The following is a 14,262-nucleotide window of genomic DNA, read 5'->3' on the forward strand; positions in this document are numbered from 1 at the left end:
GGCATCCGTTCGGGCGGGCGTGGTGGCGGTCACCATGGTGTGGTGGCGTTCTTCAGCCGCTGTGCGGGGTTCTGCCCCTGACAGCAGTGGTCGAGGAACCAGTCCATGCTGCGGACGGCGACCGGCCTGACATGGCCGGCAGAGATACCGACCTTGAATCCGCTGTCGGCGTCGCCGGTGATCTCCAGGATGCTGGGGGTCCGCGTGGCGTAGATGATGTGCCCTGTGTGCACGGCCAGCGGGAAGTGTCCGGTGCGGGCGGTCAGGCACAGCTTGCGGTGCACGTGGGCGCGGGTGTTGGCGGTGAGTGCGGCCAGCAGGTCGGGGCGCCAGCTGGGGTCGGCGGGACTCGGCCAGGGCAGGGCGGGATTGTGGTCGGGATCGGCGGGCTGCGCGGCGAGCCTGGCGATGCCGCCGTCCGCGGAGGCGTGAACGGCGCGCAGGAGGGTCACGCCGGCCGGGTCGCCGTGGGGCAGATCGTGCAGGGCGGCCGCGAACGCGTCCGGGGGCATCCCGGCAGTGATACCGAGGCTCTCCAGCGCGGTGAAGTGGGCTCGGCGGAGGCGGTCGTACCAGGGGTAGAGGTAGGGGCCGGCCTGGCCGGTGCGCAGCCAGCCCTTGACGGGCCGGATGGTGACGCCCCGGTCCTGGGCGTAGGCCACGGCCGGGGTGGGATGCCAGGCCAGGTCTTCGGTGACGAAGGGGGACGGCAGATAGGGGTGTTGGGGGCGGACAGGGGGAAGGGCGACGAGCCAGCTTCCGGGGGTCTTCCGGTCGAAGGCGGGCTGGTTGACCTCGTGGGCCGGCCCGTTGGCGATGCGGACGTTGTTGGAGTCGGCGACATAGGGCAGGTTGACGGCCAGGCAGACCACATGTTCGCAGTCGGTCTCGGCGTCCGTGGGCGTGCGCCACCAGCTGAGGTCTTCGACAGCGAGGCTGTCCGCGGCCGCTCGGCCGACGGTGAGCCGGTGACCGGCGGGCGCTTCGCAAGGGGCGGGATCGACGTGCTCGGTCAGTGCTCCCGGTGCGCCCGGACACAGCGGGATCCTGGTGACGGCGTGCTGGCGCGGAGGCGGGCGCAGGTCGCTCATGAGCCGGTGACCGCAGACTCCGGGCGGTCCCAGCGGGGTACGCAGCAGGCTCGTGTACTGGCCCAGCAGGCGGGCAAGTTGGGCGGCATTGAGGTGTGCGGGCAGCTGCCAGTCGTCGCGGTAGAGGGCGCCCCAGGCGGTGACGGCCAGATGGACGGCGTCGCGGACGGGGTCTGCGGTGCTGGGGTGGAGGGTGGTCCAGGGGCCGAGGCCTTGGCTGTCGGTCTGCCAGCCGATCGCCCGCAGTTGCTGCAGCAGGGGGTGGTCACTGCGCGGATGCCGTTGCGGCGGTGTCGGTGGGTGGAGCGGCAGGGCCAGGCGGGCGGCGGCCGCCTCGGTCAGAACGAGCAGCGGGCCCGCGTTCAGTCCGGCCCCGGGTTTGAGGCTGGGTGCTCCCAGGCCGGCGGTGAGGGCCCAGGACAGCAGTCCGGCAAAGCGGTCGGCCGCAAAGGTATGGCGGTGGCCGTCGGGGAAGTGGGCGGCAAGGCCCTGCCCGGGATCGTCGTCGACCACGGCGAGGGGGCCTGCGGTGGTGCGGCGCCCGGCCGTGGGATAGGCCAGCCGCTCGGCAGCAGGGAGCGGAGGGCTGGCCGGCGCACGTTGCGCGGGGGCCAGCACTGCCTGCTGGAGCGGTACGGACGCCAGCAGCGGTGACGCTGGCTGCATCCCGGGGGCGGGGGTGGGGCAGCGGGTGCCCAGATGCTGGGGTTTGCCGCCGACGCGCTGGCCGGTGGGCTGCTGGCAGCGTCGGCAGGGCAGGTCGGTGGCGGCCCGGGAGGGGATCTCGCGGTGGAGGGCTCCGAGAGCGGGCCAGTCCGGCGCGGTGGCGGCCGGATGCGGGGGCGCGGGGTTCTGGGTGAGCCGTGCGCTCAGTCCCTCCAGCAGGTTCCGGTAGACCTCGGCGTTGTGGCCGCGCGGGGTGGTGGTGCCGTTTTCCCAGGCGCGGATGGTGGCCTCGGTCACTGAGCAGGCGTCGGCCACCTGGTGGACGGACAGGTTGGACTGCCGTCGCAGGCGGTGCCGTTCGCCCGGTGGGGGCAGGGCGCGCGACGCGGCGGTGGCCACCACCGCGTCCGGCGGGAAGAGTTCGTCCACGGTGGGGCAACTCCCTGGTCAGGGCGGGCAAATGGGGAAGCAGTGCGCTTGGCAGCGCAGCTTGCCCGTCCCGAACGGGTTGCGTGGGCCCGCATGAACGTTCTGCCGCGGGTGTGACGATCTGACCTGCACCGATACGCGGTATCCCCCACCCGTTCGAGCGATGCGCGCGGTTGCGGCTGCCTCACGCCCCCTTCCGGACTCCGCCCGCCGGGCCTGTCGCCGTGTGGCACATCGGATGGGCCGCCATGACGGGCGGTTCGTTCGCACGATCGAGCGAGGCGCGCGCCACCGCTCACGCCTCGCTCGATCGAAGTGTTCGAGCCTGATCTCCTTCCCGCCTGCCGGCCGGGCCGTCACTGTGTTCGACGTCGCCCGGATCGATCACACGGGCGACGTCCATGTTTTCGTGAAAGGTGCGTTGTGAGTGATGTGGTGTGGGCCGAGTTCCACTCCTCTGCCGGGCGGCTGGTGCGGCGGCCGGTGGGCCAGGTGCAGCACGAGGAGCTGGAAGAGCGGGAGCCGGTGTGGAAGCCGGTGCAGTACCGGGGCAAACGGGCGATCGCGACCTGGTGGCGGCCGGCCGGTGCGGCCCGCCATGCAGGCTGCGCCACGCTGGAGGGACTGTCGGCGGCCCGGTCGTTGGACTTCGATCCTGAGGTGGCCGCGTTCACCGCGTGGCCGGTGCAGCTGAGCTGGGCGGACAGCCACGGCGCCTGTGTGCCGGACTTCTTCGCCCGACTGACCAACGGGCGGGCCCGCCTGGTGGTACGCACACCGGGTGGGCAGGCGGGCGCCGACTGGCTCCAGACGCTTCGCCTGCTGGATGCGGCCCGCCGCCAGGCCGGCTGGCAGCTGCAGGTGCACACCCCGCCGGATGCGGTGACGGCGGAGAACCAGCGGCGTCTGTCCCGCTACCGGCACCCGCGCCTGGCGGATGCGGACGCGGCCCGGCTCCTGCATGCCGTGTTCGCCACGCCAATGTCTCTCGTCCAGGGGGTGGCCGATAGCGGCCTGCCGGACCTTTCGGCGGTGGCGCAGGCGCATCACCTGATCTGGAAGCGGGATTTGCTCATCGACTGGAGCGTGCCGTTCGTGCCGGCCCGGTCGCTGGTGTGGTCGTCCACGGCACCCCAGGTGGCGGTGTGATGCCCGCGTTCGCGCCGGCTCCGACGGGGGCCGTGGCGGTGGGTGATGTGGTGCGCTGGCGCGGCAGCACCTACCTGGTCGCGGCCCTTCAGGGCAGCCATGTGCATCTGCTCAGCCATCGCGCCGACGGCGAGGACGCCGTCGTCCTGCTGGATGCGCTGCTCGGTGCGCCGGGCTTCGCCGTGCTCGCCTCCCCCGACGACAGCGGCGGCGATGGTGCGGGCGGGCAGGGGGCGGCGCCGGTGCGGGAGGGCCTGGCGAGTGTGGCCCTGCTGGAAGGGCTGCCGGAAAAGGCGCGGGACGAGGTCGAGTTCTGGCTGGACCACGTGCTGGAGGTGGACACCGGTCTGCCCGGCTTCGCCGTCCCCGGCACCATGCCGCGCCCCGGCTACGACCCGTCGCGTACGGCGCTGCGTGAGCGCTACGCGCTCAAGGCGGCCGAGCTGCAGGCCGCTCATCACCAGGTGTCGGCGGCGACGGTGGAGCGCAAGCGGCTGGCCTGGCTGGCCGAGGGGGTGTGGGGGCTGGTCGACAAACGACGGCTGCGCAGACCCAGCAGCCATGGCCGTGTCGATGAGCGGGTCGTGCGGCTGCTGCGTCAGGTCCACGGCCGGTTGAAGAACAAGTCCTCCGGGACCAGGTCCCGGCTGTTCGAGCTGCTCAGGAGAGTCTGCGTGAAGAAGTTCAAGAAAAAGGAGGCCGGGCGGCTGCTGCCGTCACGGGCGACGTTCTACCGGCTGCTGGAACGCCTCGGCATCGAGTGCGGCACCGGCAAGGACACCACGCGGTGCCGCGGGGACGACAGCAACCGTCCCGAGCCGCCGTTCACGCCCGCCCTGGCGACCGCACCGGGTGAGCAGGTGCAGATCGACACCACCCAGCTCGACGTGCTGGCCATCGACGAGACCGGCAAGGTCGTCTCCGTCGAGCTGACCGCGGCCATCGATGTGGCCACCCGGTCGATCCTGGCCGCGGTCATCCGCCCGAAGTCCAGCGGCACCAAGACGGGCCCCAACAGCCGCCGCCACGGCGGCCGGGCCACCAAGGCCGTTGACGCGCTGCTGCTGCTGGCGGAGATGTGCACGCCGCAGCCGATGCGGCCGGGCTGGTCTAAGCGGGCGGGTGCCAAGGGCTCGGGGCTGCCGTATGCGCAGCTGGTCCAGGCCGACGAGCGGATGCAGGACGCGGCCGCCCGGCCGGTGATCGTGCCGGACATGATCGTCATGGACAACGGAAAGGCGTTCGCCGGGCGGGCCTTCATGGACGCGTGCGCCTACCTCGGCATCTCGGTGCGCCCGGCCTGCTACCACTCCCCCACCCACAAGGCGATCATCGAGCGGACCTTCGGGGCGGTGAAAAGCCTCTTCAGCCAGTTCCTCACCGGCTACACCGGCCGGGACTTCACCCACCGCGGCAAGAAGGCCGCATCCGAACGGCTGTGGCGCCTGGACCAGCTCAACGACCTGCTGCAGGAATGGATCGCCACGGGCTGGCAGCAGCGCCCGCACGAGGAACTGCGCAACCCGTTCCTGCCGTCGATGCCGCCGCGTACCCCCAACCAGATGTTCGCCGCGTACGTGGCCAGCAGCGGCTATGCGCCGGTGCGGCTGAGCGCCGAGGACCGGCTGCGCATGCTGCCCACCGCGTGGGTGCAGGTCACTGAGAAGGGGATCCGGCTGCGCAACCGTACCTATGACAGCCGGGCACTGAACGGCTATCGGGGTGCCGCGTCCGGCTGGCCGGGCAAGGGACAGCGCTGGCCGGTGCGCTACCACCCGCATCAGCCCGAGAAGGTGTGGCTGCAGGACCACCGCACCGGCACCTGGGCGGAGGCCGACTTCGTCTACCAGCGGCTGATCGGCGACGCGTGGAGCGAGCATGTCTGGGACCAGGCCACCGCCGTCCACCTCGAAGAGGGCGGCAGCACCAAGAACGAACTGGCCATCGCCCGCGTCGTGCGCTCGCTGCTGGAACGCGCGGGCCGCGGCCCCGCCCGCACCACCGGGCCCCGGCCAGCGCCCCTGGAGCGCGGACCGCAGGTGGGCCCCGCGCCTCTGGAGAATCCCTACGCGGGCATCCCCGCCCCCGTCTTCGGCAGCATCCCGGCCCTGCCCGCCATGGACATCGATCCGCGGCACCTGTGCCTGCCGCCCGACGCCCACGGCCCGGCTGGCCAGGGCGGCGGACCGTACGGCAAGACCACGTAGCCCGCTTCCCCTTTCCCGCCGGGCGGGCAGAGCCCGCCCGGCGGCTCCTGAGACCAGAGAAGGTGCCGAGGTGACCGTGTCTCCCCCCAGTGCCGGTGATGGCGACCGGCCTCCCAGGCCCACCGTCCGTCCCGGCTGGCAGGCCTACGTCAACCGTGTCATCGTCCCGCCCGACCTGGCGGGCTGCCCGCCCGCCGGTACGCCCGTCGGCCCGGGTGACGGGCGGCTGCGCTACCACGCCACGATGCGGACCGTGCAGACTCCCGCCCTGAAGAAGGCGATTGTCCTCGCCAGGCGGCTGTGGCTGGCCAGCAGTCCCCGCAGCGAAGGCCCCCTGCACCTGGCCATCGACGGCCCCGGCGAGACTGGCATGACGACCGTGCTGCGGCAGATCGGCCGCGCCTTCGAGGGCATCGTCGGCGACCAGCTGCCCGCCGACCGCACCCGGATCCCGGTCATCCACATCAACGTGCCGCTGTCCCCCACCAGCAAGCTGGACTGGTCCATCCCCTTCGCCGACTTCGTCGGCCACCAGCACACCAAGGATCCCGAAAGCGGCCAGCGCAGCACCGACATGACCGGCCCCGTCTGCCACGTCATGAAGACCCGCGGCACCCGTCTGGTCCTCGTCGACGGCATCGACCGGCTGGAGAACTCCGAACTGAAGACGGCCTTCGACTACTTCGGCTACCTCGCCAGCGAGTTCAGCATCTCCTTCGTCTACTGCGGTCCCGGCGCCCGCGACATCGTCAACGCCGCCCGCCGCGGCAAACGGGCCGAGGCACCTGCAGGCGGCGCAGGCGGAATCCCTGCCCTCGCGGTCAACCCCATCCCCTACAGCCCCGACACCTACGACATCTGGCACGAGGTCATCAAGTTCTTCGACCAGGACCTGCGCCTGCACGGGCACAGCCCCGGCGACCTACTCAAACTCGCCGCGCATCTGCACGAACGCACCGGCGGCTACATGAAGCCGCTGTCCTACCTGATCTGCCAGGCAGCCCAGGAAGCCATCGAGACCGGCACCGAAGCCATCACCAAGGAACTCCTCGACAACCAGCTGGTGGGACGCTTCGATGACGATCCGATTCTGCAGATCTGACACGCATCTCCTCAGATCATCCGCTCGTTGCACTCCATGTCACCGACGAGCCGCTGCCAGCAGCGAACAGGCGCCGACAGGCGCCTGCTGCAAGGTGCCCTCTTCGCCGACGGCGGTCCTGCCGCCCCATCCTTGAAAGAGCTTCCTCCCCGTGGCCAAACGCAAAGCCAATGCTGCCCATCCCCGCCTGGTACCCGCCATCGCGGTGGCGAACGTAACCGAGATCGGAACCTCACCCGGCGTCCTCGTTATCAGGACCGGTCCCTTCACGAAATCTCCCAAGATCCTCACCGTGCCCGGCGAGATGGCCGATTCGTTCGTGTCGAAATTGCAGGAGGCTGCCCGCGCGGCGGAAGAGGAATACTGGGATCTTCTGCCCGCCTTCCGTGCCGGGGCCGCCAGTGACGACACCACCGAACTGACGAGAGCCAAGGAGAAGTGGCTTCTTTCCCAGCCATGGCAGCAGAAACTGCAGCAGGTGCTGGGCAACAGGCACAATCGCCTGTTCTTCATGGACTACGCGGGACACGTCGGGATCGTCGCGGCTACGCCCTACGCAGCCGCTCCTCATCTGCTGATCTTCGATCCATTGCAACTTCACCGGCTGGCTCCTGCGTTCCAGCTCGCCGCCGTCCAGGTAAGGCGCAACCTGCCGACTACCATGACCGTTCCGGCCGGGCGGCTTGCAGCTGCACAACGCGAGTGGTCTTCGGTTCCCTGGCCGCGCACCCCGGTCACCCCGCCCACCCCGCAGCAGGCGGACAGGGTCATCGCCGGACTGCGCACCGACTTCCTGCGCCGGGCCCCACTCCTCAAGGAGCACTGAGCACTCCGGGCCAGTCACCGGCTATCTGCTCACGGACCGCAGTACCGCACAGGCAATTGGCGTAGACACCCATCGGCACGGATCCGTAGAGAGGGCTGCGGCCCGGTAGGTCCTAGTCCGGACGGCGCCGCGTCCCGCTTGTGTTTCCCGGAGTAGTACGGGGAGTCCGCAGCGATCTCCCCCAGCCTTCGGCCGGGAGGTGCCCCCAGTCGATCGGCAGCAGAGTGCCGTCCCGGATCACGAACGCCTTCTCGCGTATCGTCCGCATCGCCTCGGCGAGTGAAGGCGCGAGGGCGGCCAGGGCCTCGACAGCTTCGCGTATATAGCGGCAGACCGTGGCGATCCCGATGTCGAATCCGGCAGCGAGCTGGGCGTAGGTATCACCGCACCGCAGGTGCGCGAGGGCGAGCAGAGCCTGGCGGCCGACGGCCAGACGTCGCCACCGTGTACCGATCTTCGCCCGCCGCGCGGCCAGTTGACCGGTAAGGAACCGCAGGGTTCGGCTGGACAGATCGATCGAGGATGAGTAGACAAGCATGCGAAGCTCCTGGCAGGCACGGGTGATCTTGGTCGAGAACCCGTCTACCAGGAGCTTTGTCGTTGCGCAGGGCGTCCAACTTGCGGTCAGCATCGGGATGCTGGAAATCGCTCACTGTTCAGTCACGGCGGTGAGCTCGGCGATGAATCCCGTTCGTGACCTCGACGCGGTCGCTCCCGGAGCCGATGTTCAGCACATCGACCGGTTGCCTATGGATGAGTACTCATGCAAGAGTAGTCGCATGTCATCGATCAGGTTGTTCATCCTCGACACGTTCGCGAGGAACGGCGAGATGCACGGGCACAGGGTGCGCCTCCAGGCCGAGCGGGAACATCTGCACCTGTGGACGGACGTGTCCGTGGGCAGCCTGTACCAGGCGATCAAGCGCCTGCTGGCTGAGGGCTTGCTCGAAGAGCTCAGGACCGAGAAGGAGGGCAATCTGCCCGAGCGTCAGGTGTACGGCATCACCGGTGAAGGGCGGCTGCGTCTCAAGGAACTCCAGTCCGAGAGTCTGCGCCACATCTGGATGAAGCCGGACCCGTTCGACCTGGCCCTCACCCGCCTGGACCCGGAGAAGCTGGACGAGCTCCACCCGGTGATCGCATCCCGGCTGGATGAACTCGCCTCCATGCTCTCGGACACCGAGACGCTGAACGCCAACGCCATCGACGGCGGCTACCTGACGGTGAGCGAGGCACTAGCGGTCAGTCACAGTGCGCACAGGCTGCGCGCCGAGATCGCCTGGCTCCAGGAGGTCCTGGACGCGGTGCCCGAGATTGTCACCGATGAACGGACCCGTCAGCCCGACACCCTCTGAATCACCGGATTCCGCCTCCCTTGAATCCACCCGCGTCGCAGTCGGCGCGGTATCGCCCGGTAAGGATCACGCCCCATGTCCGAACTCATCGAACCCTTCACCCTGTCCGTACCGGAGGAACAGCTGACCGACCTGCGTGAGCGGCTCTCCCGCACCCGGTGGCCCGATCCAGAGACCGTTCCGGACACCAGCCAGGGACCCCAGCTGGCGAAGCTCCGCGCGCTGCACGACTACTGGCTCAACACCTACGACTGGCGGCGGTGCGAGAAGACCCTCAACTGCTTCGGCCAGTCACGCACCATCATCGATGATCTGGGCATTCACTTCCTCCATGTGCGCTCGCCTGAGCCGGACGCCCTCCCGCTGGTCATGACCCACGGATGGCCCAGCTCCGTCCTCGATTTCCACAAGGTCATCGGCCCACTGACCGATCCCGTGGCCCACGGCGGTGACCCGCGGGACGCCTTCCATCTCGTGGTGCCGTCGCTGCCGGGATTCGGGTTCTCCGACCGGCCTACGGAACCCGGCTGGGGATTCCCCCGGGTCGCCGATGCCTGGATCACGCTGATGGACCGGCTCGGCTACCGGCGATGGGGCGCCCAGGGCGGCGACCTCGGATGCGCGGTCACCGACGAGATCGGCCGCAAGGCCCCCGACGGATGCGTCGGGCTGCACCTCAACTTCGCCATGTTCCCGCCAACGCCCGACGAGATCCGGGACGCCACCGAGCATGAGCAGGCAATGCTCGACAGCGCCGCCTACTTCTGGGAGAACCTCTCGGGCTACGCCAAGGAGCAGGCAACCCGCCCTCAGACCATTGGCTACTCCCTCGCGGAGTCCCCCATCGGCCTGGCTGCCTGGATCTACGCGATGTTCCAGGACACCTGCGGCACGCCGGGGGACGCGGAAGCATCTTTCACCCTGGACGAGCTGCTCGACGACATCATGCTCTATTGGCTTCCCAACACCGGGACGTCCTCTGCGCGGACCTACTGGGAAATGGCACGGTCGGCACGGCCCTCCGCGCCCAACGCCGCCGCACCGATCACACTGCCTACCGGATTCAGCATGTTCCCGCAGGAGCACGTCCGGAAGTCCCAGCGCTGGGTGGAACGCCGCTACAGCAACGTCGTCCACTTCAACGAGCTTGAGGTGGGCGGGCACTTCGCGGCCCTGGAACAACCGGCACTCTTCGTTGACGAAGTCCGGACCACCTTCCGTTCCTTGCGCTGAGCGCACCGCCGGCATCGGCACCTCCTACCGACAGCTTCCCCCCAGGAAGGGCGATACCTCATGACACCCCTGCCCGGCGAACTCCTCAAACTGCTGAACCGGCCCAGCCCCTGCTTCATCGCCACCACCATGCCGGATGGCTCGCCCCAGCTCACCCAGACCTGGGTCGACACCGATGGTGAACACATCCTCATCAACACCGTCGAGGGCTACCGCAAAACCAAAAACGTTCAACGCGACCCCCGTGTGGCCGTCAGCATCGCCGACCCGGATGACACCTCCCGCTACTTCTCCGTACGGGGACGCGTCACCAGCACCACGACCGACGGCGCCGCCGAGAGCATCGAACAACTCGCCCAGAAGTACACAGGCCACCCCTACGCCTCGTACGGCGGCCCGGGCCAGACCCGGCTCCTGCTGACCATCACCGTCGACTCCGTCATCCATTCCCCCATGCACTAAAGACCAAAGGGACCGTCATGACCAGCTTCCCCCACAGCGCCGGCACCGCCCGCCCCTATGTCTGGGCGCCGGACCAGTCCCCGGCCTACTGGAACGTCGGCACGTACTGGAGAGTGCTCGCCGACGGCAGCCAGACCGACGGCCGGTCCTGCACGTTCGAGGAACTGTGTCCCCAAGGACTCGTCGCCCCACCGCACGTCCACGACAAGGAGGAAGAGGCGTTCTTCATCCTCGAAGGTGATTTCGTGTTCACCATCGGAGACGAGGAGATCCCGGCCGGACCCGGCAGCTACATCTACCTGCCGCCCAAGGTCCGCCACGGCTTCCGCGTCGAATCCGAAGTCGGCCGTGTCTACAACATGCTCACCCCGGCCGGATTCGAGCAGAACATCATCACCAACGGCCAGCCCGCCCCCCAGGTCTCGATGCCCCACCGGGAACGAGCGCCGTACCGCTATGGAGGCAATTGCGTACCTCCAGGCCCCCAGCCCCCTGGGACGACCCTGCCCGGGCGCCTGACTCGTCCATTTAGGGGTGCTTTCAGAAAGCCGGGTTCTTGCGGGCGAGGGTCATGCAGTGGGCGAGCTGGAGGAAGGCGTCGTGCATGTCGTCTCGGGTTTCCCAGCGGGTCCGTAGGCGGCGGGGTCCGTGGAGCCAGGCGATAGCGGACTCGGCGACCCGCCGGACGCGGCCCAGGCCCGAACCGTGCGGCTCACCGCGCCTGGCGATCTTCGGCGTGATGCCGCGCTCACGCAGACGGCGACGGTAGCTGTCGTGGTCGTAGCCGCGGTCGGCGTATAACGTGCGGGGCTTGCGCCGGGGCCGGCCCCGCTTGCCCCTCACTGGCCCAAGGCTGTCGACCAGGGGCAGGAGCTGGGTGACGTCGTTGCGATGACCGCCGGTCAGCGACACCCGCAGCGGGATGCCGTGCGCCTCGGTCAGCACGTGGTGCTTCGAGCCCGGCCGTGCACGGTCAACCGGACTCGGGCCGACTTTTGGGCTGCTTCGCCCCCGCTTGGCCTGCACATGCGAGGCATCGACGGTGACACGGTCGAAGTCCAGGCGGTCCGCCGCCCGAAGCCGGTCCAGCAGCACCCGCTGAAGTTCCTCCCACACCCCCGCCTCCTGCCACTCGGCCAGCCGCCGCCAACAGGTAGGACCGGAACCGAACCCCAACTCCTGCGGCAGGTACTCCCACTGGATACCGGTGTAGAGAACGAACAGCACACCCTGCAGCGTCTTGCGGTCATCGATCCGCTTGCGCCCCGGATGCCGGAACCGCCGCTCATGCTTCGGCAACAGCGGCTCGATCACCGCCCACAACTCGTCACTGACCTCCCACGGCTTCCGCCGCGCCATGGTCGCACCCCACAAAACACGGAATCACATGCACCTCCACCGTGCCACAAGAGGATCATTCTGCAAGGACCCCTTAGAGCGCCGGCCTAGGCCCGGGACGTGTGGTTTACGGTGCAGGACGACGAGTCGGTGTTGATGTACCCGCCGAGCGCTGTCGCCCCCACTCACGGTACGCACGCGGACATGCCATGCCTTCGCCGGCCACGGAACGCTCAGCCCGGTAAGCGACTGTGGCGATCTGAGCGAACGACCGGACCAGCGGATTCGGGTCACCCTCATTCCACGCCGCTACCACACGGCTCGGCGCAATGTCGATCAGCGGCACCACAGCCAGCTCCCTGGGCAGGTCGTGCCCGAACGGGGCAATGCCGACTGTTCCGTTCCAGAGCGCGGCCTGCAGGCACTCCTGGACAGCGCGTACCACCGGACCCTCGCGCGGCTCCCCGCCGTTCCAGTACGAATGCCAGATCGGATCCGTGCCGTCCGGGAACTGGAACCAGCCCCTGTCTGCCAGGTCGGCCACCTTCAGGCGGTCGCGGCGGGCCAGTGGATCATCGTCGCGCAGCATCGCGCCGACTGGGTCGACGCGCAGCTCGTGCACTGTCGGACCTGTCTCGTCGAACGGCCCACGGGTCAGAGCGACGTCGACCAGTCCGGCGCGCAGTCCGCAGGTCGGATCGGCCAGGTCGGTCTCGCGGATGCGAACCTCTACATCTGTCCGGATCACCGACATGGTGAAGGCCGTCCTCGTCCTTCACCACGCGTCAACCTGAGGTTGGAAAACGCTCAAGGACGGCGTCCGCGACGCCGAAACACTGCTGCAGGTCCTCACCGAGCACTACACGGTCACCTGCGGCAATGGCCCGGCGACACCGTCCGACCTGGCCCCGCTGGATCCTGATCGGTGCGGCTGCGTACGGATCACCCCCAAACCAGGGGCGACGCATGCGTCGCCCCTGCAGTCACCCTGACAGACAGCAGTCACGACGGGGTGTCTTGGTGGTTGGGGCAGGATGCGCGCGCATCCTGCCCCAACCACCAAGGCCCACGCACCAGCAAGACCGCCAGCGTGGAGAATTCCCCTGTTCAGAAAGGGGGTTCGGCGTGGACGCCGCGCTCCGGCTCCGCGAACCGGGCCACCTGGTCGTGTTGCAGAGCCAGTTGACGCCGATGCCCGTCGTTGCGCGAGCCCACGCAGTTGCGGATAGCCAGGCCGCCGTCGAGCAGATGGAATCCCGCCGCCCGCACCAGGCGGCCCTGGGGTGAGTCCTCATCATCGATGTCCGCAGCGGCCAGACGGCAGCCCGCACCAAGGAAGTCCAGGGCCTCTACGGCCAGGAAGGCGCCGAGGCCGAATCCCTTCCAAGCCTGGTCCAGTTGGACATCGAGGAGGACCAGCAGGTCGCCGTGGGCTTCCAGGCCGAGTTGATGGATCTTGTTGTCCGGGTCCTGCCAGGCATCGAAGACGGTCGATGCCAGGCGGCCGAAGCTGTACTGCTCGCCGCGCACGCTACCCAATGTGTATTCCTCTTGCCCCCAGCTCAGCCGCGCCAGTGCCAGCCGGCCGATGTGGCCCAGAGGAGGCTCAGGGTCGGAATCCGATGGCCGGTGGTTCACGCTCACGCTCCACCACTGGACGGTGTCCTGGCTGCAGGGCGCCAAGCGTTCCGGCTTATAGGAGAACTCCAGCCTCAAATCCCGTGGGGAGCCGGGCAGTTGCAGTGGGTCGAGAGGGCCGATCTGCCGGGGAACGCCCCGCTGCTCACTGATCGGCACGGTGTTCTGCCGGGGGATCACGGAGTGCAGGAGACGTTCCTGGTCTTCGTTGATCGCCGGCTCGCGCTCTTCATAGTCCCAGTCATCGGTTTGGTCGGCGTCGGCGAGGTGGAGTCGCTCAGCGAAGTACTGGGCGTGCTCGGCGGCGGGCAGACCCACCGCGACCGCGACCTCCATGAGCTCCCTCATGAGGTCGTGTTGGACGTGGATCATCCAGTCCCGCTCTTGGCGGTAACGCTCGGCGAACAGACTGGTCTGCTCGCGGACGGTCTCGCTACCACCCTCCGTCGTGTGCGCCTCGCACAGCGTCCGGTAGCAGGCGGGCTTCTCGGGACACCAGGGCTGGTCGCAGAGCCGGTGTGCGCCTGCCCAGAATTTCGGCAGGAGCTGGAAGCGCCGCCTGCCGTCGCTGATCACGACGCCGTCCAAGCTGGCGGCCTCGACCGCAAGGTTGCGCCGCTCAAGCTGCACATAAGGGGCTACCACCAGGTTAGCGAAGGCCAGGACGCCGGTGCGGGCGACCGAGGTTCCCAGGATGACGGAGTGATAGGCCACAGAATCGCAGCATCGGTGAGCCGGGGTACGAGAGCATTCCTCGACGAGATCC

The 14,262-nt window shown here is 68.8% G+C and carries 10 protein-coding genes and 3 pseudogenes; 8 read left to right on the forward strand and 5 right to left on the reverse strand.

Annotated features, from left to right (window positions below):
- Positions 1-29 precede the first annotated feature (29 nt).
- Positions 30-2,186, reverse strand: coding sequence for a helix-turn-helix domain-containing protein (locus tag OG718_RS01250; RefSeq protein ID WP_328842837.1), 2,157 nt, complete (start codon positions 2,184-2,186; stop codon positions 30-32).
- 423 nt (positions 2,187-2,609) lie between these two features.
- On the opposite strand from OG718_RS01250, the gene OG718_RS01255 reads away from it, so the two are divergent.
- The 4 genes from OG718_RS01255 (at position 2,610) to OG718_RS01270 (ending at position 7,470) form a co-directional block, all read left to right on the forward strand.
- Positions 2,610-3,335 carry a TnsA-like heteromeric transposase endonuclease subunit gene (locus OG718_RS01255; protein WP_328842838.1) on the forward strand — a complete coding sequence of 242 codons (726 nt, stop codon included), beginning with the start codon at positions 2,610-2,612 and terminating at the stop codon, positions 3,333-3,335.
- Positions 3,335-5,542, forward strand: coding sequence for a Mu transposase C-terminal domain-containing protein (locus OG718_RS01260; protein ID WP_328842839.1), 2,208 nt, complete (start codon positions 3,335-3,337; stop codon positions 5,540-5,542). The genes OG718_RS01255 and OG718_RS01260 overlap by 1 nt, the downstream gene beginning before the upstream one ends.
- A 70-nt stretch (positions 5,543-5,612) precedes the next feature.
- Complete coding sequence (locus OG718_RS01265; RefSeq protein ID WP_328842840.1) at positions 5,613-6,644, forward strand: TniB family NTP-binding protein; 1,032 nt, start codon at positions 5,613-5,615, stop codon at positions 6,642-6,644.
- 151 nt (positions 6,645-6,795) lie between these two features.
- Positions 6,796-7,470, forward strand: coding sequence for a hypothetical protein (locus OG718_RS01270; RefSeq protein WP_328842841.1), 675 nt, complete (start codon positions 6,796-6,798; stop codon positions 7,468-7,470).
- A 134-nt stretch (positions 7,471-7,604) separates the two neighbouring features.
- On the opposite strand, the pseudogene OG718_RS01275 reads toward OG718_RS01270, so the two are convergent.
- Positions 7,605-8,008 (reverse strand): annotated as a pseudogene (locus OG718_RS01275) (helix-turn-helix domain-containing protein); the annotation flags it as partial.
- A 241-nt stretch (positions 8,009-8,249) separates the two neighbouring features.
- Between OG718_RS01275 and OG718_RS01280 the strand changes: the two are divergent.
- From OG718_RS01280 to OG718_RS54290, 4 genes and pseudogenes are all read left to right on the forward strand, one after another.
- Positions 8,250-8,825, forward strand: a complete 576-nt coding sequence (locus tag OG718_RS01280) for a helix-turn-helix transcriptional regulator (RefSeq protein ID WP_328842842.1) — start codon at positions 8,250-8,252, stop codon at positions 8,823-8,825.
- 75 nt (positions 8,826-8,900) lie between these two features.
- Positions 8,901-10,058, forward strand: a complete 1,158-nt coding sequence (locus tag OG718_RS01285) for an epoxide hydrolase family protein (RefSeq protein ID WP_328842843.1) — start codon at positions 8,901-8,903, stop codon at positions 10,056-10,058.
- Positions 10,059-10,118: 60 nt separating this feature from the next.
- Positions 10,119-10,520 (forward strand): PPOX class F420-dependent oxidoreductase, encoded by a 402-nt coding sequence (locus OG718_RS01290; RefSeq protein ID WP_328842844.1) that lies wholly within the window; start codon positions 10,119-10,121, stop codon positions 10,518-10,520.
- A 17-nt stretch (positions 10,521-10,537) separates the two neighbouring features.
- Positions 10,538-10,891, forward strand: a pseudogene (locus OG718_RS54290) (cupin domain-containing protein); the annotation flags it as partial.
- Between the two features lie 169 nt (positions 10,892-11,060).
- Here OG718_RS54290 and OG718_RS01295 read toward each other — a convergent pair.
- From OG718_RS01295 to OG718_RS01305, 3 genes and pseudogenes are all read right to left on the reverse strand, one after another.
- Positions 11,061-11,879, reverse strand: a complete 819-nt coding sequence (locus OG718_RS01295) for an IS5 family transposase (RefSeq protein ID WP_328842845.1) — start codon at positions 11,877-11,879, stop codon at positions 11,061-11,063.
- A 217-nt stretch (positions 11,880-12,096) separates the two neighbouring features.
- Positions 12,097-12,591: pseudogene (locus OG718_RS01300) on the reverse strand (LysR substrate-binding domain-containing protein); the annotation flags it as partial.
- A gap of 374 nt (positions 12,592-12,965) precedes the next feature.
- Positions 12,966-14,210 (reverse strand): hypothetical protein, encoded by a 1,245-nt coding sequence (locus tag OG718_RS01305; RefSeq protein ID WP_328842846.1) that lies wholly within the window; start codon positions 14,208-14,210, stop codon positions 12,966-12,968.
- Between the last annotated feature and the right edge of the window lie 52 nt (positions 14,211-14,262).

It is taken from the genome of Streptomyces sp. NBC_00258 (assembly GCF_036182465.1).
Classification (GTDB): domain Bacteria; phylum Actinomycetota; class Actinomycetes; order Streptomycetales; family Streptomycetaceae; genus Streptomyces.

What these genes read in the sequence shown, in the direction of transcription:
- OG718_RS01260 (WP_328842839.1), top strand. Translation starts at nt 3,335, where the DNA reads ATGCCCGCGTTCGCGCCGGCTCCGACGGGGGCCGTGGCGGTGGGTGAT.
- OG718_RS01280 (WP_328842842.1), top strand. Translation starts at nt 8,250, where the DNA reads ATGTCATCGATCAGGTTGTTCATCCTCGACACGTTCGCGAGGAACGGC.
- OG718_RS01290 (WP_328842844.1), top strand. Translation starts at nt 10,119, where the DNA reads ATGACACCCCTGCCCGGCGAACTCCTCAAACTGCTGAACCGGCCCAGC.
- OG718_RS01285 (WP_328842843.1), top strand. Translation starts at nt 8,901, where the DNA reads ATGTCCGAACTCATCGAACCCTTCACCCTGTCCGTACCGGAGGAACAG.
- OG718_RS01295 (WP_328842845.1), bottom strand. Translation starts at nt 11,879, where the DNA reads ATGGCGCGGCGGAAGCCGTGGGAGGTCAGTGACGAGTTGTGGGCGGTG.